Origin of the sequence: Streptococcus sp. 1171_SSPC, assembly GCF_001069335.1 — a bacterium.
GTDB lineage: Bacteria > Bacillota > Bacilli > Lactobacillales > Streptococcaceae > Streptococcus > Streptococcus xiaochunlingii.
In genome coordinates, this window is sequence record NZ_JWAK01000031.1 from 34,675 (window position 1) to 50,461 (window position 15,787).

Here is a 15,787-nt window from a genome sequence, read left to right on the forward strand (position 1 = left end):
CTAGCTTTCCTTCGTCGGGGTATATTTTGAAAGAAAATGGAGAAAACGTTCGGAAAATTCACTGTATTTTTCTTTCATAAGCAGAATTCTTTTATTATCAAAGGATTTTATATATAATATTGGATACAAAGGACGGAGAGAAATATGTATCAAGTAATTGAAATGTATGGGGATTACGAACCCTGGTGGTTTTTAGAAGATTGGGAGAAGGACATTGTCACTAGTCAGAGTTTTGATGACTATTATGAAGCCCTAAAATACTACAAACGCCAATGGTTACTTTTAAGAGAGCAATCTCCATTATTTAAAAGTAGAAGTGATTTAATGACGATTTTTTGGGATCCTGAGGATCAGCGCTGGTGTGAAGAATGTGCGGAATACGTGCAACAATATCATTCAGTCGCCTTGCTAGAAAACGATCAGAAGATACCGAGAAGCAAGCGCCGTCCAGGCTACGAAAAAGAGAATGCCCACACGGCTCATCGCTCTTGTAAGCTAGACTACGAGAGCAATAATCTATAGGAAGAGAAATTCAATATGCAGTTGAGTTTCTTTTTTTTTGCTCTTTTTTCTAAATTCAGCGTTAGTTGGCAAATTATTTGCGAATTATATAGTGAAAGGAGGAAATATGGTTCAAGAAATTGCACAATCCATAATTCGAATGGCATCGAATGCCGAAGCTCAGGATATTTATTTTGTTCCTCGATCGTCAGACTATCAGCTCTTTTTAAGGGTTGGGGATGAGCGATGCTTTATCGAGACCTATTCACAAGAACAAATGGTAGCGGTCGTCAGCCATTTTAAGTTTATGGCAGGGATGAATGTGGGGGAAAGGCGCCGGAGTCAATTGGGCTCCTGTGACTATTCTCTAGGGGATAAGGTCTTGTCCTTACGTTTGTCTACTGTGGGAGACTATAGGGGATATGAGAGTTTGGTCATTCGCCTGCTCCACAATGAGGACCGGGAGCTCCGTTTCTGGTTCGACCAACTTCAAGAGCTAGAAGAGAAGGTGAGTAAGCGGGGGCTCTACTTATTTGCAGGTCCAGTCGGATCGGGGAAGACGACACTGATGCATGCCCTGGCCAAGAAGAAATTTTCAGGGCAACAAGTCATGTCAATTGAAGATCCCGTAGAAATTAAGCAGGAAGAGATGCTGCAACTGCAACTCAATGAAGCGATTGGTATGACCTATGATAGCTTGATTAAACTGTCTTTGCGTCATCGCCCAGATCTCCTCCTCATCGGAGAAATCCGTGACACGGAGACAGCTCGCGCAGTTATTCGGGCTAGTCTGACAGGTGTGACAGTCTTTTCCACCATCCATGCCAAGAGCATTCCTGGGGTTTATGAACGCCTATTGGAGTTGGGGGTGAGTGAGGAGGAGTTACGGATTGTCCTTCAAGGGATATGTTACCAGCGTTTGATAAAGGGAGGAGGTGTCACTGACTTTGCCATCCAAGATTACCAAAACCACTCCAGTCAAAAGTGGAACCAGCAAATGGACGCGCTTTATGAAGCGGGACATATTGAGCTGGATCAGGCGCAAGCCGAAAAAATTATCGATTGCTAAGCAAGAACATGTCATTGAGCTCTTTCACAATCTCTACAGTAGTGGCTTTCATCTATCAGAGGTCATCGACTTTCTTCGGCGCAGTCAATTGGTAGAAGCCAATTTTGTCGAGAGGATGCAGGTCGGACTGGCCAACGGAAAGCCCCTGTCAGCCATCCTTTCTGATCTAAGTTTCTCCGATCAGGTAACGACTCAATTGGCATTGGCGGAGCAGCATGGAAATATCACCTTAAGTTTGGAAAAAATCCGTAGCTACTTGGAAAATCTGACCCAGGTTCGAAAGAAACTAGTTGAGGTGGCGACCTATCCCGTGCTCTTGTTGGGATTTTTGATCTTGATTATGCTGGGGCTGAAAAATTATCTCTTGCCTCAGTTGGAGAGTCAAAATGGGGCGACACGACTGATTAGTGTTTTTCCCCAGTATGTTTTGTTAGGGAGTGTGGTGTTGACGATTGGAGTTTTGATGCTCCTTTTCCTAGGCCGTCGTGCCAAGCGGCTGGCCCTGGTTTCATCTTTGGCTAGACTTCCTTTTCTTCGCCCCTTCCTACAGGATTATCTGACAGCTTTTTATGCTCGAGAATGGGGAAGTATGATTGCCCAAGGGTTGGAGCTGAATCAAATTTTTCCTGTGATGCAGGGGCAATGTTCTCGTCTCTTTCGAGAGATTGGACAGGATTTAGAACGGGCATTGGCTCGTGGCAGGTCTTTTTCTGACCATATTCAGACTTATCCTTTCTTTAAACGAGAGCTGGCCCTCATGATTGAATATGGGGAGGCCAAGTCCAAGCTCGGTAGTGAGTTGGAAATCTATGCAGACAAGACCTGGGCAGGCTTTTTCCATCGTTTGAACAAGGCCATGAATGTCGTCCAACCACTGGTCTTTGTCTTTGTTGCTCTTATGATTGTTTTGCTCTATGCAGCCATGTTGCTGCCTATTTATGAAAATTTGGAGGTTCCTTTATGAAATCATTGCGTACACTCAAGGTAAAAGCTTTTACTCTGATTGAAATGTTAGTTGTTTTGCTTATTATCAGCGTTCTTCTCTTGCTCTTTGTTCCGAACTTGACCAAGCAGAAAGATTCGGTAACAGATACAGGAAATCGAGCAGTCGTCAAAGTCGTGGAGAGCCAGGCTGAGCTCTATGAACTTAATCATCAGAATGAAAAAGCTAGTCTTTCTAAGCTTGTCGCAGAAGGACAAATCACTCAAAAACAAGCAGAAGCCTACCGTGCTCACTATGTGAAGAATGCAGGTGATCACCGTGCGGTTGCAGATTAAAGCTTTCACCCTTCTAGAGAGCTTACTAACTCTAGGTATCGTCAGTCTTCTATGTTGGCTGCTAGCTGGGTCAGTCCATCAAGCCTTTGGGCAGGTGGAAGAAACATTGTTTTTCTCGGAATTTGAACGGGTCTATCAGGAGACACAAAAGATGAGTATTGCAAAAGAGGAGAGAGCTCTCCTTTCCATCGACCACGGCGGGGTTCATAGTCCCTATCAAGAATTACCGCTTCCAAAAAGGGTGGAAGTGGTCAGAGAGAAGCAACTGACCTTTGATCCAGCAGGAGGCAATTCAAGCTTGACCAAGATTCAATTTCAGACAGAGAAAGAGGTGGTGACCTATCAGTTGGCAATTGGGAATGGAAAAATTAAAAAATCGACGGCTCCCCGCTAGTCTCTTGTTAGAAGGCCTAATCGCCCTAGCGATGTTTGGTGTCCTCACGACCCTTGTGCTGGGAGAGCTAGGGGACTCGCGACAGCAGCGTTTAGAAGAGTTGAGACAAGGAGAAGTTTTGCGCGTCGCAAAAATGGCGATCCAGACAAGGCAAGATCAATTGAACATCAATCAGGTCAGTGTCCAGGTGGAGAGGTCTGCCAAGTCCTTAAAGGTCTATCATGAAGGAAAGGTTGTGATTGCTGTTGAAAAGAACTAAACTGCCAGCCTTTACTTTATTGGAGGCCTTGGTTGCCCTGCTCGTCATCAGCGGTGGTTTATTGGTGTTTCAAGGATTGACAAGCCTCTTGCGTCAAGAACTCCAGTACCAAAGTCACATCAAGCAAGAGGAATGGTTACTCTTTCAGGACCAGCTGGATATTGAATTGTCTCGTAGCCAATTTGAAGAGGTCAGAGACAACAAACTCTATCTTGTTCAGGATCAAAAACCCATAGCCATTGGACTGGCTAAGGGGGGAGATATCCGAAAGACAGATGCGACTGGCCGTGGCTATCAACCGATGATAGATGGAGTTGAATCCGCCTGGATTGAAAAAAGAGGAGATCTGGTGTCTATTCAACTGCGCTTTGAAGAAGGGTTAGAAAGGGAGGTGGTCTACCGTGTGGTGGAAAAGGATAAAAAAGAAGCAGATTGAGGCCGGGATCCTTCTTTATGCCCTTTTTATATCGGCGGTTTTTAGTCTCTTGCTTCAGTTTTACCTGAACAGACAAGTGGCAGAGAGACGGATTCTCCTTGCTAGTCAGCACCGGATCCAGGCTTATGCACAAGCTCAATTGGCGATTGATACTTGGGATCGGGAAGAAAAAACCATAACCTTCTCAACTGGCCGAGTCGATTTGGAAGAAAAATCAGGCTTTGCCAACGTAACGAGTCACTTACAAGATGGGGAAAGCTACCATTTCACCTTTTCTCTACCTCCTCGGGAAAAGAAAAAAACCGACAAAAAGGAAAAGGAGAAGCAGGCTCCAGATTCGGCTACAGGCCACTCGACCATAACAGAGGAAGAGAAGTCTCAGGTCGTCGAAAAGCATAGCGAAAACTCTTAAAATTTGATATGATTAAGAGATGGAGGAAAGCATGAATTTCGAAAAAATTGAGAAAGCCTACGGCTACCTATTAGAGAATACCCAAACTATCCAAAATGATTTGCAGACCAACTTTTATGATGCTCTAGTGGAGCAGAATGCCATCTATCTGGATGGGCAAACAGAGTTGACTCTAGTGAAGGAAAACAACCAGCGGCTGAAGGACTTGAACTTAAACAAGGAAGAGTGGCGTCGCTCCTTCCAGTATCTTTTGATGAAGGCAGCCCAAACAGAGCCCCTACAAGCCAATCACCAATTTACGCCAGATGGGATTGGATTTCTTCTGGTCTTTCTAGTGGATCAGTTGGCTAGTTCCGATCAAGTAGATGTGCTAGAAATGGGGAGCGGAACAGGGAACTTGGCCCAAACCTTGATGAACAACTGTCAGCGTTCCTTAGATTATTTGGGCTTGGAAATGGATGATCTTTTGATTGACCTTGCGGCTAGTATGGCAGAAGTGATGAAGTCGGATGTGAATTTTGCCCAAGGTGATGCCGTTCGTCCACAAGTTTTGAAAGAGAGTGATGTGATTATCAGCGATTTACCTGTCGGTTATTATCCAGATGATGCCATTGCGAGTCGTTACCAGGTCGCTTCCCCTCAGGGCCACACTTACGCCCATCATTTATTGATTGAACAATCGCTAAAATATTTAAAACCAGGTGGCGTTGCTATTTTTCTAGCTCCGAATGATCTTTTGACAAGCGAGCAGAGTCCTCTGCTGAAAAAATGGATGCATGATCATGCTCAGGTCTTGGCCATGGTGACCTTGCCAGAGAACCTCTTTCGATCAGCCAATCTAGCAAAAACCATCTTTGTTTTACGCAAGCAAGAAGAAGCGGTGGTCCAACCGTTTGTCTATCCTTTGACTGATTTGCAAGACCAGGAAGACCTCATGAAATTCCGTGAAAGTTTTCAAAACTGGAATAAAGAAAGTGAAATTTAAACAAAATTTTGCTATAATAGGAGTGAAAACGCTTAAAGAGGTAAAAAAATGACGAAAACAATTGCAATTAATGCAGGTAGTTCAAGTTTGAAATGGCAATTATACCAAATGCCAGAAGAAACAGTTTTGGCAAAAGGGCTCATCGAGAGAATTGGACTTAAAGATTCCATTTCGACAGTAAAATTCGATGGTCGAGCAGAAAAACAGGTTTTAGATATTGAGAACCACACACAAGCGGTTAAAATCCTTCTCGATGATTTGATTCGTTTTAATATTATTGCTTCCTACGATGAAATCACTGGAGTAGGACACCGTGTCGTAGCAGGTGGTGAGTACTTCAAAGAGTCTGCTCTTGTAGATGAAGAAGTCATTCAAAAGGTTGAGGAACTTTCTTTGTTGGCTCCATTGCACAATCCTGCCAACGCTGCTGGGATCCGTGCCTTTAAAGAATTGTTACCAGATATTACCAGTGTTGTTGTATTTGATACCTCTTTCCATACAACAATGCCTGAAAAAGCCTATCGTTATCCTCTTCCAACTAAGTACTATACAGAAAACCAGGTTCGTAAATATGGGGCTCACGGGACTAGCCATGAGTATGTAGCCCACGAAGCTGCTAAGCTACTTGGAAAACCAATCGAAGAGTTGAAATTAATCACCTGCCACATTGGGAATGGGGCTTCTATTACAGCGGTAGACAAAGGAATTTCTGTCGATACGTCTATGGGCTTCACACCACTTGGTGGAATCATGATGGGAACACGTACAGGGGATATTGACCCTGCTATTATTCCTTACTTGATGGAGCACACAGAGGACTTCAACAGTCCAGAAGATATCAGTCGTATCTTGAATCGTGAATCTGGTCTACTAGGGGTGTCTGAACTTTCTAGCGATATGCGTGATATTCACGAAGCCATGCGCAATGGAAATGACAAGGCACTTTTGGCCAACGACATTTTTGTCGATCGTATTAAGAAATACATCGGTCAATACTTTGCTGTCTTGAATGGAGCAGATGCTATCATCTTCACAGCTGGTATCGGGGAAAATTCTAAAACAATCCGTGAACAAGTCATTAACGGGATGACTTGGTTTGGTTGTGAGCTTGATCCAGAAAAGAATGTCTTTGGTGCAGAAGGAGATATTTCAACAGCGGATGCTAAAGTGAGAGTTTTGGTCATCCCAACGGACGAAGAATTAGTCATTGCCCGTGATGTTGAACGCTTTAAAAATAAGGGGTAAGACTTTATTCTAAAAAAACAAGAGAGAAGAGGCTGATTTGAAGCGTCTCTTTTTTCTATTGTGCGACTACTACTTGGGCTTGCCCCAGTAGCTCATCTATGCTATACTAGAAAAATAGTTTGACAATCGAGGTAAAATAATGGAAAATTGGATGGAGAAAAAATGGGTTTCAAATGGTCTGTGGTTACTAATTGGAATACCGTTATTGTTAGCAACCCAACTACCCATGATCGCTTTGATCTTGGGGATTAAAAATGCTTGGTCAAATTGGACGATCAATAGTCTAGTCCTTGGGGTTACCATGCTCCTCGTTTATTTGCTTTGGTGGTTTATGAAATGGAGTCCACTTGATTCACTAGATTTTTCACGAATCAAAGGCAGAGATATTGGGCGAAATTTCCTTTATTTTTTGCTTCTACTTGCAAATAATATTGTGGGGGCTACAGTGCTTCGGAATATAGGAGAGACCACTACAGCCAATCAGGAAACAATTCAGGGGCTTTCTTCCTTGGCTCCTCAGCTGGCAATGGGTTTGCTCATTGTCGTAGTGGCGCCTTTAGGAGAAGAAATTATTTGTCGAGCTGTGATTCCCCGCTTGATCTTTAAGGGGCACGAAAAAATTGGTTATTTGGTTGGGGCTCTTGTATTTGCCTATTTACACACACCGAGTAATCTTGGTTCCTGGGTCATCTATGGAGGTATGTCTCTCATCTTGACTTGGGTTGCCTACCGCTACAAACGAGTAGAATATTCGATTTTATTGCACTTTACCATGAATGCTTTTGCCTTTCTGATAACTATCCTGGTTTCTTTTCTTCCCGCTTAAAATATGGTAGAATGATAGGACCAATGGGTTTTATTCAGAAGCTTTGGTAAGCTACCAAAGAAGCATCTAGGCGCAGATAGAGACAAACTCGGAGGTTGGAAAGATTCTAACCTCTTTTCTATGCTTGGTTGGCTTTTCTTAGAAAGATGAAGGAAGATATGTCAAAGAGTGAATGGAGACAACTAGGCAAGGATCGGACTCTTCTATGTGGCATCCTCAATGTCACCCCCGACTCCTTTTCAGATGGTGGACGTTACCAAACGGTAGAAGGAGCTCTCGAGCAAGCTCGAAAGTTAATAGCAGAAGGAGCAAGCATACTGGATATTGGTGGGGAGTCCACACGTCCAGGGAGTCATTTTGTGGAAATTCAGGAAGAAATTCAGCGAGTCGTGCCCGTCATTGAAGCAATTCGAGCAGAGAGTGATATCTTGATTTCGGTTGATACTTGGAAGTCAGAGGTCGCTCGTGCAGCCCTAGCAGCTGGTGCAGACTTGGTCAATGATATCACAGGCTTGCTGGGAGATCCGCAAATGGCGAGAGTGATTGCAGAAGCTCAGGCTGGAGTCATTCTTATGTTTAATCCAGTCATGGCTCGTCCTCATCATCCAAGTTCCGTCATTTTTCCAACCTTTGGCTTTGAGCCGGCCTTTTCATCGGAGGAGTTGTCGCAGTTTGAAGGTCTCTCTATCCAAGACTGCATGTGGACCTTCTTTGCTAAGAGCCTTGAGCGGGCAGAGGAAGCAGGATTGAGTCCGGATCAACTCTTCTTAGATCCTGGTATCGGTTTTGGCTTGACCAAACGGGAAAACCTCCAACTCTTGCAGGACTTAAAAAGCATTCATGCTAAGGGGTATCCAATCTTTTTAGGAGTCTCTCGGAAGCGCTTTGTGGTCAATATTCTGGAGGAAGAGGGATTTGAGACTGCCCCTGAAACGAAAGAAGGATTCTATAATCAGGATTTGGCCTCTAGTCATTTGACGAGTGTAGCTGCCAGCCAAGGGGTAGAAATTGTGCGTGTGCATGATATCCCTCTTCATAAGATGGCGGTAGCTATCGGTAGTGCGGTCTACCAAGCCGATCAAGCGCAGGACCTTCATTTGAAACAATATCGCTAAAGAAAAGAGAAGAGATATGACAGTAGATCTCAGTTGGTTAGCCACTTATCGTTCTTCCGAGCCTCATTTTGGCTTGGAGCGAATGGAAGCCCTGCTGGCCTTGAGGGGAAACCCACACTTAGCCTGTCCTGTAATCCATCTAGCTGGGACCAATGGAAAAGGATCGACCCTAGCCCATTTACGGTCTTTACTAGAGGCAAAAGGGTTGCGGGTTGGTGTTTTCTCATCCCCCTATCTAGTTTCCTTTCATGAGCAAATCAGTATCAATGGTCTTCCTATCTCAGATCAGGATTTAGAGACTTATCTGTCCCTCTATCAGGACTTACTTGCAAACAATAGTTCTGATCAGACCTTGCTGGGCTTGACCGAGTTCGAGTTGATGACCGTCCTGGCTTTTGATTATTTTGCAGTAGAAAAGCCAGATGTGGTCATTTTGGAAGTGGGCATGGGGGGGCGTCTCGATAGTACCAATGTTTGTCAGCCTATTTTGACAGCCATCACGACGATTGGTCTGGACCATGTGGCTCTCTTAGGGCCAGATTTGGCCTCCATTGCTCGAGAGAAGGCGGGAATCATCAAGGAAAAGATTCCGGTCTTGTTAGGCCGGATGGAACTGGAAGCCCAAGAAGTCATTGTGCAGCGGGCGAACCGCTTATCGGCACCAGTAGAGCTGTTAGGTCAGGACTTTTTAGTTAGCTACCAAGCGTCTTTGGCTGATGGGGAAGTCTTTGGCTATCAGAGCCAGTATCGGGAAGAAATGCAACTAAAAACAGGGCTCTTGGGACTTCATCAAGTCGACAATGCCGGGCTGGCCCTGGCTCTCTGCGATACCTTCTGTCAAGAAAAGGGGCTCTCTTTCTTAAGTCGAGAAGAAATCCTCCAAGCTTGGGAAGGGGTCCAGTGGCCGGGACGCCTAGAGGTTATTTCTAACCAGCCTCTCATCATTCTAGATGGCGCCCATAATCCGCATGCAGTAGCCCCTCTTGTAGCCACCATGAAAGAACGGTATGGACAGTTGGACAAACAAGTCTTGTTTACCTGTATCCAGACCAAGGCGATTGAGGAGATGCTGGAACTGTGGAGCGGATTGAAAAAGAGTCAATTAACCTTGACGACCTTTGAGGATTCACGCGCCTATTCCGTGAGAGACATGCAGGAAATAGCCCATCAAAAAGGCCTGCCTTATCAAGAATGGAAGGTGTTTTTAACCCAATATCTAGAAAGAGAATCGCAACAATCTGATCTCCTCTTAGTGACGGGATCCTTGTACTTTTTGGCTCAGGTGAGAGCCTTTCTAATCGAAGAAATCAGTAGGAGATGACATGGATACAAAGAAAATTCAAGAAGCCGTGAAGATGATTATCGACGCCGTCGGTGAAGACGGAAGCCGTGAGGGCTTGCAAGAAACACCAGAACGCATTGCCAAGATGTACCAAGAGATTTTTGCAGGTCTCAACCAAACTGCGGAAGTCCACCTATCAAAATCTTTTGAGATTGTGGACAACAATATGGTGGTGGAAAAGGATATCTTCTTCCACTCGATGTGTGAACACCATTTCTTGCCCTTCTATGGCAAGGTCCACATTGCCTATATCCCAAATGGGCGCGTAGCGGGCCTTTCTAAGCTAGCTCGGACGGTGGAAGTGTACGCCAAAAAGCCTCAAATCCAGGAGCGCTTGACAGTGGAAATCGCGGATGCCTTGATGGAGTATCTGGGAGCGCAGGGAGCCCTTGTTTGGGTGGAAGCAGAGCACATGTGTATGAACATGCGTGGGGTGCGCAAACCAGGGACAGCTACTGTAACGACAGCAGCGCGTGGCTTGTTCGAGACAGATAAAGACTTGAAAAACGAAGCCTATAAACTGATGGGACACTAATCCCTAGATAAACTGAGGTGATGATGGTGGATCAATTACGGATTAAAGATTTGGAAATTTATGCCTATCATGGTGTGTTTTCCGCTGAAAAGGAATTGGGGCAACGCTTTGTCTTGGATGTCTGTGTCGATTATGAGATGACCCGGGCTGCTCGGACGGGCGATTTGACGGCTTCAATCCATTATGGAATCTTAGCAGAGCAACTGACAAATTGGGTTCAAGCTGAGAAAATTGATTTGATTGAGACAGTAGCTTTTCAGCTTGTGGAGAAGATTTTTGCAACCTATGACTTTGTCAAAAAGGTTCGACTTGAGCTGAAAAAACCTTGGGCGCCAGTTCCTCTACCTTTGGATACCTGCTCGGTCACGATTGAACGAGAAAAAAGACGAGCCTTTATTGGTCTGGGAACCAATATGGGGGATAAGGGACAACAGTTGGCGACGGCTGTATCTAGACTAGAAGAAAAGGGGCTTACGATTCTCCAAACCTCTTCTCAGATTGAGACAGCACCTTGGGGAGGGGTCGAGCAAGATAGCTTTCTCAACCAAGTCGTAGAGGTCGAAACTTGGTTTACGCCCCAAGACTTGATTGAGACCTTGCTAGGAATCGAGCTAGAAATGGGTCGGGTCCGTGAGATCAAATGGGGACCACGGGTCATCGATTTGGATCTCCTTTATATGGAGGATTTGATCCTCTATAGTCCAGATTTGATTCTCCCTCATCCGTATGTGGCAGAACGGGCATTTGTCCTAGAATCCTTAAATGAAATTGCTCCTTACTTTGTGGATCCTGTCCAAAGAAAACAGATCCGACAACTGTGGGAGGCTGTGAAAGAAACAAAAGGTAGTTGATCCAATGGTCGACTACTTTTTTTACCTTGACAGGTTAATTGAGCAGGAGTATACTATGCGTAAATAGATTAGGAGCAGGAGGGCGTCATGAAATCTTATCTTGTAAAATGGTTGATCGCGATTGTCTTGGCTGTTTTTTTCCTTTGGTTGAGTTTGGAAACGGACTTACTGCCAAAAGAAGTGTATCCCCTTCTCCTTGTCCCGATACTGATTGTGGGCCTCTATCTTTTTAAGGAGAGGTAATTTTCCATTCAATTAAACTATGAAAAATCCCCTGGGTGCCAACTGGTTCAGGCACTCAGGGGATTTTTTGTATATGGAGCTAGGACCAACGGTCTAGCCTTGCTTTTCTTTATTTGCGGTACAAGCGATCGTATTGGTAAACTGGATCCATGGTCACATGAATGCCCAGTTTGCGAAGAACGTTCTTATCTTCGTCTGTCAACATGACTGTTGAATGGGCTTCGCTCCCTTTCAATCGACCCAATTCTTGCATGGCAAGATTTGCCTCTGGATGGTTCATGGCGGTAATGGCGAGGGCGATGAGGATTTCATTTGAGTGGAGGCGAGGGTTGCGACTGCCCAAGTGGTTGATCTTCAAGCCTTGGATTGGTTTCACATATTCTGGCTCAATCAACTTGGTTTCTTTATCAATATGGGCCAATTTCTTGATGGCGTTGATGAGAACAGCTGCCGTTGGACCAAATAAGTCAGAAGTCTTACCTGTCACGGTTTCTCCGTTCGGCAATTCCAGGGCCAAGGCAGGTTCACCGGTTTCTTCCTCTTTTTGACGGGCAAGGACGGTGACTTGGCGGTCTTTTGGTGAAATGCCTAAGTCATTCATCAAGAGTTCAATTTTCTTAATAGCTCCGTTTCCGACACGCTCTGCTTTCACATCCAGAATGGTTTGGTAGTAACGGCGGATAATTTCTTGCTTAGAGGCTTCAATCGCTGCGTCATTGTCCACGATGGCAAAGCCGACCATGTTCACACCCATATCTGTTGGGGAAGCGTAAGGAGATTCTCCGAGGATGCGTTCCAACATCCGCTTCAAGACAGGGAAGATTTCAATATCCCGGTTGTAGTTGACCGTTGTTTCGCCATAGGTTTGGAGGTGGAATGGGTCAATCATATTGACATCGTCAAGGTCTGCAGTAGCAGCTTCATAGGCCAAATTCACTGGGTGATGCAAAGGTAAGTTCCAAACTGGGAAAGTTTCAAATTTAGCATAACCAGATTTGATGCCATTTAATTGGTCATGGTACATGTTGGACATACAAGTCGCCAATTTACCAGAACCAGGACCAGGAGCTGTCACGACAACGAGATTACGGCTAGTTTGAATGTAGTCGTTTTTCCCCATTCCCTCAGGAGAAATGATGTGATCCATATCCGTTGGGTAGCCCTTGATTGGGTAGTGGAGGTAAGAGGCGATACCGTTCTTTTCCAACTGTTTGCGGAAAAGGTCTGCAGCTGGTTGACCAGCATACTGAGTGATGACGACAGAGCCAACATAGATGCCCAATTCGTTGAATTTATCAATCAAGCGGAAGACCTCTTGGTCATAAGAGATTCCTAGGTCACCACGCGCTTTTGAATGCTCAATGTTATTGGCATTAATAGCAATCACAATCTCCACTTGGTCACGAAGTTCTTGGAGAAGCTTAATTTTGTTATCTGGTTCATAACCAGGAAGGACACGAGCTGCGTGGAAATCTTCCAACATTTTTCCTCCAAACTCTAGGTAGAGCTTGCCATCAAATTGGTTGATGCGCTCGAGGATGTGATCGCGTTGCAAATTCAAATACTTTTCGGAACTAAAAGCTTGTTTCTTCATTTAAACCTCCAATAAAGAAGCGAGGGTGATCTTTAGCGGTGCTCCGCCTTTCACATAGGGGAAAGGGGAGTGCAAAAGAACACCCGTTGCAATATTCATTCAGTATTATATCAAAAAAACCCCAAAATGGGGGTTTAAAACAATTATTTTGGAAAAATATTAATAATTCTTAATTAAATCAACGGTTGAACGATCCAATTTTTTGACCAAGGCTTGAAGGAAGGCTTGGGCTTGAAGGAAGTCATCCATAGCGTAGAGGGTTTGGTGGGAGTGGATGTAGCGTGCGCAGACTCCGATGGTAGTAGATGGCACACCACCACTTCGTAAGTGGGCTACTCCAGCATCCGTTCCGCCTTTTCCACAGTAGTATTGGTACTTGATGCCGGCTTCTTCAGCGGTGGTGAGGAGGAAGTCCTTCATATTTGGCAACATGAGGTGACCTGGATCAAAGAAGCGAAGGAGGGTTCCCTCACCGATAGCTCCTTGGCCTCCGTAGACATCTGCTGCTGGAGAACAGTCAACAGCCAGGAAGATTTCTGGATCAAACTTGGTCACAGAAGTCCCTGCACCGCGCAGTCCGACTTCTTCTTGGACAGTCGCTCCGACATAGAGTTCGTTTGCTAGGGCTTGTCCAGAGAGGGCTTGTGCCAATTCGCTGACCATCAAGACCCCATAACGGTTGTCCCAAGCTTTGGAGATGATGTTTTTCTGATTGGCTGTTAAGATTGCAGTGCTTTCAGGGACCAAGGTGTCGCCTGGACGGATTCCAAAGCTCTCGGCTTCTTCTTTGTTGGCAAAGCCACCATCAAAGACAATATCCCCGATTGCTGGAAGGGCAGGACCGTTTGCGCCACGTGTCAAATGCGGGGGAACAGATCCAGAAATGACAGGGTAGGAATGGCCATCGCGTGTCAAAAGGGTGAAACGTTGGCTGCTGACCACCATAGGGTTCCAACCACCGATTTCCACCACGCGGAAGGTGCCGTCTGCCTTGATCTCACTGATCATAAAGCCAACTTCATCCATATGGCCTGCGACCATGATGCGAGGAGCATCAGCCGCTTCTGAGTGGCGTACCCCAAAAATGCTTCCCAAGCCGTCTGTGACCACTTCATCCACATGTGGGGTGATCTGTTTGCGTAGATAATCGCGAACAGGCGCTTCGTGGCCAGAGATGGCAGGAAGTTCTGTTACTTCTTTGATTTTAGAAAATAAATCAGTCATAAGTTACCTTCTTTCTGATTGTTATTTTATCACTTTTTTAGTCGAGATGGTAGTGGCAGTTGACGGGAATGAAAGCAGATCGTCATGATGGGGAGAACTATTCTCCTTCGTTGTCCCAGCTTGTATTTTGTGTTACAATATGAGGTATGAAAGCTAAAAAAATCATTTTATCCAGCCTTGCAGCAGCTAGTGCAAGTGCTCTTGCCCTTGGGGCCTATAAAATTGCCAAAGATCAAAAACGTCTGCGGACGCAAGAAGAGTTAGTCGCAGAAGTCCGTGAGCAAATGGAGAATATGGGGAAGATTGCGACCCTTTATGTGGAACTCTATGAATCAAACGAAGAGCGTCTGGTAGGAGGGCTCGTATTTGAGGATGAGCGCCACTATCGCTTTGTCTATGAAGAGGGCCTCCTTCACTATGAAGAGGAAAAACTATGATCATTCCACAGTCTTTAGAGGAATTAGCTAGCTATGTCGAGCAAGAAGGAAAGAAGGTTTTCTTCTTTTCAGCGGATTGGTGTGGCGATTGTCGGTATATCCAGCCCTTTTTGCCAGAGATTGAAGCGGAAAACCCTGAATTTACCTTCATTTTGGTTGACCGAGACCAGTATCTAGACCTGGCTAAGCTTTGGGATATCTATGGCATTCCGAGTTTGGTGGTCCTAGACAAGGATCGGGAACTGGGGCGTTTCGTCAATCGTGATCGCAAAACCAAGGCGCAGATTTCAGAATTTTTAGCAGGATTGAAGTAGGAGAAAGAGAAAGAATGATTGTAACCTATAATAAAGAACAAGTCGGCGATGTCTTGATGCTCACCTTGAAAAACAGTGGGGATGCCAAGTTAGCAGTAGAGCGCAAAGGCAAAGTAGCCCGTGTCTACCGTGAAGACAAGCAAGAAACCGTAGCCTGGAATATTTTTGAGGCTTCGACCTTCTTTGCCCTTGAAGGTAAGGGGCAAATTTTCTTGAGTGATGAGCAGGTTGCACGCCTCAATCAAGAATTGCAGGCTGAAGGATTTGCAGAGGTCTTGGTCAATGACAAGGAGCCTAAGTTTGTCGTGGGGCAAATCGTGGAAATGGTGGCTCATCCAGATAGTGACCACCTCAACATTTGCCAAGTGGCTGTCGGACCAGACAAGACAGTTCAAATCGTAGCAGGTGCTCCAAATGCGCGTGAAGGTCTCAAGACGATTGTGGCTCTTCCAGGTGCTATGATGCCAGATGGTAGCTTGATTTTCCCAGGAGCCCTTCGTGGAGAAAAGAGCTTTGGCATGATGTGTAGTCCACGCGAATTGCACTTGCCAAATGCTCCACAAAAACGTGGGATTATCGAATTGCAAGATACAGAAGAGGTGGGAACTCCCTTTGACCCTGCCCGTCACTGGCAAGGATAAGAGAGTGGGACAGAAATCGATAATTCGTTAGAATTCGATTTCGTTGTCCCACCTCCGCACAGTTGAGTAGGGCTGTAAAAGCTGAT

21 protein-coding genes are annotated in these 15,787 nt (G+C 45.2%); 19 read left to right on the forward strand and 2 right to left on the reverse strand.

Features of this window, described 5'->3' with window-relative positions:
• Positions 1 to 144: 144 nt before the first annotated feature.
• From ADF75_RS05935 to ADF75_RS10660, 16 genes are all read left to right on the forward strand, one after another.
• On the forward strand, positions 145 to 522 hold the full coding sequence (locus ADF75_RS05935) for a DUF1033 family protein (protein ID WP_006595139.1): 378 nt from the start codon (positions 145 to 147) through the stop codon (positions 520 to 522).
• A gap of 106 nt (positions 523 to 628) precedes the next feature.
• Positions 629 to 1,570 (forward strand): competence type IV pilus ATPase ComGA, encoded by a 942-nt coding sequence (gene comGA / locus ADF75_RS05940; protein WP_048789477.1) that lies wholly within the window; start codon positions 629 to 631, stop codon positions 1,568 to 1,570.
• Positions 1,512 to 2,534, forward strand: coding sequence for a competence type IV pilus assembly protein ComGB (comGB, locus tag ADF75_RS05945; protein WP_048789478.1), 1,023 nt, complete (start codon positions 1,512 to 1,514; stop codon positions 2,532 to 2,534). The genes comGA and comGB overlap by 59 nt, the downstream gene beginning before the upstream one ends.
• A complete protein-coding gene (gene comGC, locus ADF75_RS05950; RefSeq protein WP_023022076.1) occupies positions 2,531 to 2,848 on the forward strand; it encodes a competence type IV pilus major pilin ComGC in 318 nt (105 codons plus the stop codon). Before comGB ends, comGC begins: the two co-directional genes overlap by 4 nt.
• Positions 2,817 to 3,242, forward strand: a complete 426-nt coding sequence (gene comGD / locus ADF75_RS05955; protein ID WP_048789479.1) for a competence type IV pilus minor pilin ComGD — start codon at positions 2,817 to 2,819, stop codon at positions 3,240 to 3,242. Before comGC ends, comGD begins: the two co-directional genes overlap by 32 nt.
• Positions 3,208 to 3,501, forward strand: a complete 294-nt coding sequence (comGE, locus tag ADF75_RS05960) for a competence type IV pilus minor pilin ComGE (RefSeq protein ID WP_048717510.1) — start codon at positions 3,208 to 3,210, stop codon at positions 3,499 to 3,501. Before comGD ends, comGE begins: the two co-directional genes overlap by 35 nt.
• Positions 3,485 to 3,937, forward strand: a complete 453-nt coding sequence (comGF, locus tag ADF75_RS05965) for a competence type IV pilus minor pilin ComGF (RefSeq protein ID WP_048717662.1) — start codon at positions 3,485 to 3,487, stop codon at positions 3,935 to 3,937. The genes comGE and comGF overlap by 17 nt, the downstream gene beginning before the upstream one ends.
• Entirely contained in the window at positions 3,903 to 4,349 is a 447-nt protein-coding gene (comGG, locus tag ADF75_RS05970) for a competence type IV pilus minor pilin ComGG (protein ID WP_048789480.1), read from the forward strand. The genes comGF and comGG overlap by 35 nt, the downstream gene beginning before the upstream one ends.
• A gap of 31 nt (positions 4,350 to 4,380) precedes the next feature.
• On the forward strand, positions 4,381 to 5,334 hold the full coding sequence (locus tag ADF75_RS05975) for a class I SAM-dependent methyltransferase (protein ID WP_048789481.1): 954 nt from the start codon (positions 4,381 to 4,383) through the stop codon (positions 5,332 to 5,334).
• Positions 5,335 to 5,382: 48 nt separating this feature from the next.
• Positions 5,383 to 6,579, forward strand: a complete 1,197-nt coding sequence (locus tag ADF75_RS05980; protein WP_048789482.1) for an acetate kinase — start codon at positions 5,383 to 5,385, stop codon at positions 6,577 to 6,579.
• Positions 6,580 to 6,730: 151 nt separating this feature from the next.
• Complete coding sequence (locus tag ADF75_RS05985) at positions 6,731 to 7,405, forward strand: CPBP family intramembrane glutamic endopeptidase (protein WP_239665209.1); 675 nt, start codon at positions 6,731 to 6,733, stop codon at positions 7,403 to 7,405.
• A gap of 158 nt (positions 7,406 to 7,563) precedes the next feature.
• Positions 7,564 to 8,520 (forward strand): dihydropteroate synthase, encoded by a 957-nt coding sequence (folP, locus tag ADF75_RS05990; protein WP_048789484.1) that lies wholly within the window; start codon positions 7,564 to 7,566, stop codon positions 8,518 to 8,520.
• A 16-nt stretch (positions 8,521 to 8,536) separates the two neighbouring features.
• Entirely contained in the window at positions 8,537 to 9,841 is a 1,305-nt protein-coding gene (locus tag ADF75_RS05995; protein WP_048789485.1) for a bifunctional folylpolyglutamate synthase/dihydrofolate synthase, read from the forward strand.
• A gap of 1 nt (position 9,842) precedes the next feature.
• The gene (gene folE / locus ADF75_RS06000; protein WP_048717524.1) at positions 9,843 to 10,397 is read left to right on the forward strand and encodes a GTP cyclohydrolase I FolE; all 555 of its coding nucleotides are present in this window, start codon (positions 9,843 to 9,845) and stop codon (positions 10,395 to 10,397) included.
• A 26-nt stretch (positions 10,398 to 10,423) separates the two neighbouring features.
• The gene (gene folK / locus ADF75_RS06005) at positions 10,424 to 11,248 is read left to right on the forward strand and encodes a 2-amino-4-hydroxy-6-hydroxymethyldihydropteridine diphosphokinase (RefSeq protein ID WP_048789506.1); all 825 of its coding nucleotides are present in this window, start codon (positions 10,424 to 10,426) and stop codon (positions 11,246 to 11,248) included.
• An 87-nt stretch (positions 11,249 to 11,335) separates the two neighbouring features.
• Entirely contained in the window at positions 11,336 to 11,491 is a 156-nt protein-coding gene (locus ADF75_RS10660) for a hypothetical protein (protein WP_164555426.1), read from the forward strand.
• Between the two features lie 109 nt (positions 11,492 to 11,600).
• Here ADF75_RS10660 and ADF75_RS06010 read toward each other — a convergent pair whose 3' ends face one another.
• Together ADF75_RS06010 and pepA are read right to left on the reverse strand one after the other, a co-directional pair.
• On the reverse strand, positions 11,601 to 13,085 hold the full coding sequence (locus tag ADF75_RS06010; RefSeq protein ID WP_006595123.1) for a DUF1846 domain-containing protein: 1,485 nt from the start codon (positions 13,083 to 13,085) through the stop codon (positions 11,601 to 11,603).
• A 159-nt stretch (positions 13,086 to 13,244) separates the two neighbouring features.
• Positions 13,245 to 14,309: a glutamyl aminopeptidase gene (gene pepA, locus ADF75_RS06015; protein WP_023027574.1), complete on the reverse strand. Its 1,065-nt coding sequence runs from the start codon at positions 14,307 to 14,309 to the stop codon at positions 13,245 to 13,247.
• 146 nt (positions 14,310 to 14,455) lie between these two features.
• On the opposite strand from pepA, the gene ADF75_RS06020 reads away from it, so the two are divergent.
• Genes ADF75_RS06020 through ytpR form a run of 3 tightly spaced genes read left to right on the forward strand, consistent with a single transcriptional unit; the run spans position 14,456 to position 15,701 of the window.
• Positions 14,456 to 14,746, forward strand: coding sequence for a DUF4651 domain-containing protein (locus tag ADF75_RS06020; protein ID WP_048789486.1), 291 nt, complete (start codon positions 14,456 to 14,458; stop codon positions 14,744 to 14,746).
• Complete coding sequence (locus tag ADF75_RS06025) at positions 14,743 to 15,060, forward strand: thioredoxin family protein (RefSeq protein ID WP_048789487.1); 318 nt, start codon at positions 14,743 to 14,745, stop codon at positions 15,058 to 15,060. Before ADF75_RS06020 ends, ADF75_RS06025 begins: the two co-directional genes overlap by 4 nt.
• 14 nt (positions 15,061 to 15,074) lie before the next feature.
• Positions 15,075 to 15,701, forward strand: a complete 627-nt coding sequence (ytpR, locus tag ADF75_RS06030; RefSeq protein ID WP_048717533.1) for a YtpR family tRNA-binding protein — start codon at positions 15,075 to 15,077, stop codon at positions 15,699 to 15,701.
• Positions 15,702 to 15,787: the final 86 nt, after the last annotated feature.

Excerpts from the sequence above, each read along its gene's own strand:
- ytpR (WP_048717533.1), top strand. The coding sequence starts at position 15,075 with ATGATTGTAACCTATAATAAAGAACAAGTCGGCGATGTCTTGATGCTC.
- ADF75_RS06025 (WP_048789487.1), top strand. The coding sequence starts at position 14,743 with ATGATCATTCCACAGTCTTTAGAGGAATTAGCTAGCTATGTCGAGCAA.
- ADF75_RS10660 (WP_164555426.1), top strand. The coding sequence starts at position 11,336 with ATGAAATCTTATCTTGTAAAATGGTTGATCGCGATTGTCTTGGCTGTT.
- comGD (WP_048789479.1), top strand. The coding sequence starts at position 2,817 with ATGCAGGTGATCACCGTGCGGTTGCAGATTAAAGCTTTCACCCTTCTA.
- comGB (WP_048789478.1), top strand. The coding sequence starts at position 1,512 with ATGAAGCGGGACATATTGAGCTGGATCAGGCGCAAGCCGAAAAAATTA.
- pepA (WP_023027574.1), bottom strand. The coding sequence starts at position 14,309 with ATGACTGATTTATTTTCTAAAATCAAAGAAGTAACAGAACTTCCTGCC.
- ADF75_RS06010 (WP_006595123.1), bottom strand. The coding sequence starts at position 13,085 with ATGAAGAAACAAGCTTTTAGTTCCGAAAAGTATTTGAATTTGCAACGC.
- folP (WP_048789484.1), top strand. The coding sequence starts at position 7,564 with ATGTCAAAGAGTGAATGGAGACAACTAGGCAAGGATCGGACTCTTCTA.
- comGA (WP_048789477.1), top strand. The coding sequence starts at position 629 with ATGGTTCAAGAAATTGCACAATCCATAATTCGAATGGCATCGAATGCC.
- ADF75_RS05975 (WP_048789481.1), top strand. The coding sequence starts at position 4,381 with ATGAATTTCGAAAAAATTGAGAAAGCCTACGGCTACCTATTAGAGAAT.
- ADF75_RS05995 (WP_048789485.1), top strand. The coding sequence starts at position 8,537 with ATGACAGTAGATCTCAGTTGGTTAGCCACTTATCGTTCTTCCGAGCCT.
- ADF75_RS05980 (WP_048789482.1), top strand. The coding sequence starts at position 5,383 with ATGACGAAAACAATTGCAATTAATGCAGGTAGTTCAAGTTTGAAATGG.
- ADF75_RS06020 (WP_048789486.1), top strand. The coding sequence starts at position 14,456 with ATGAAAGCTAAAAAAATCATTTTATCCAGCCTTGCAGCAGCTAGTGCA.
- comGE (WP_048717510.1), top strand. The coding sequence starts at position 3,208 with ATGGAAAAATTAAAAAATCGACGGCTCCCCGCTAGTCTCTTGTTAGAA.
- comGC (WP_023022076.1), top strand. The coding sequence starts at position 2,531 with ATGAAATCATTGCGTACACTCAAGGTAAAAGCTTTTACTCTGATTGAA.
- ADF75_RS05985 (WP_239665209.1), top strand. The coding sequence starts at position 6,731 with ATGGAGAAAAAATGGGTTTCAAATGGTCTGTGGTTACTAATTGGAATA.
- ADF75_RS05935 (WP_006595139.1), top strand. The coding sequence starts at position 145 with ATGTATCAAGTAATTGAAATGTATGGGGATTACGAACCCTGGTGGTTT.
- folE (WP_048717524.1), top strand. The coding sequence starts at position 9,843 with ATGGATACAAAGAAAATTCAAGAAGCCGTGAAGATGATTATCGACGCC.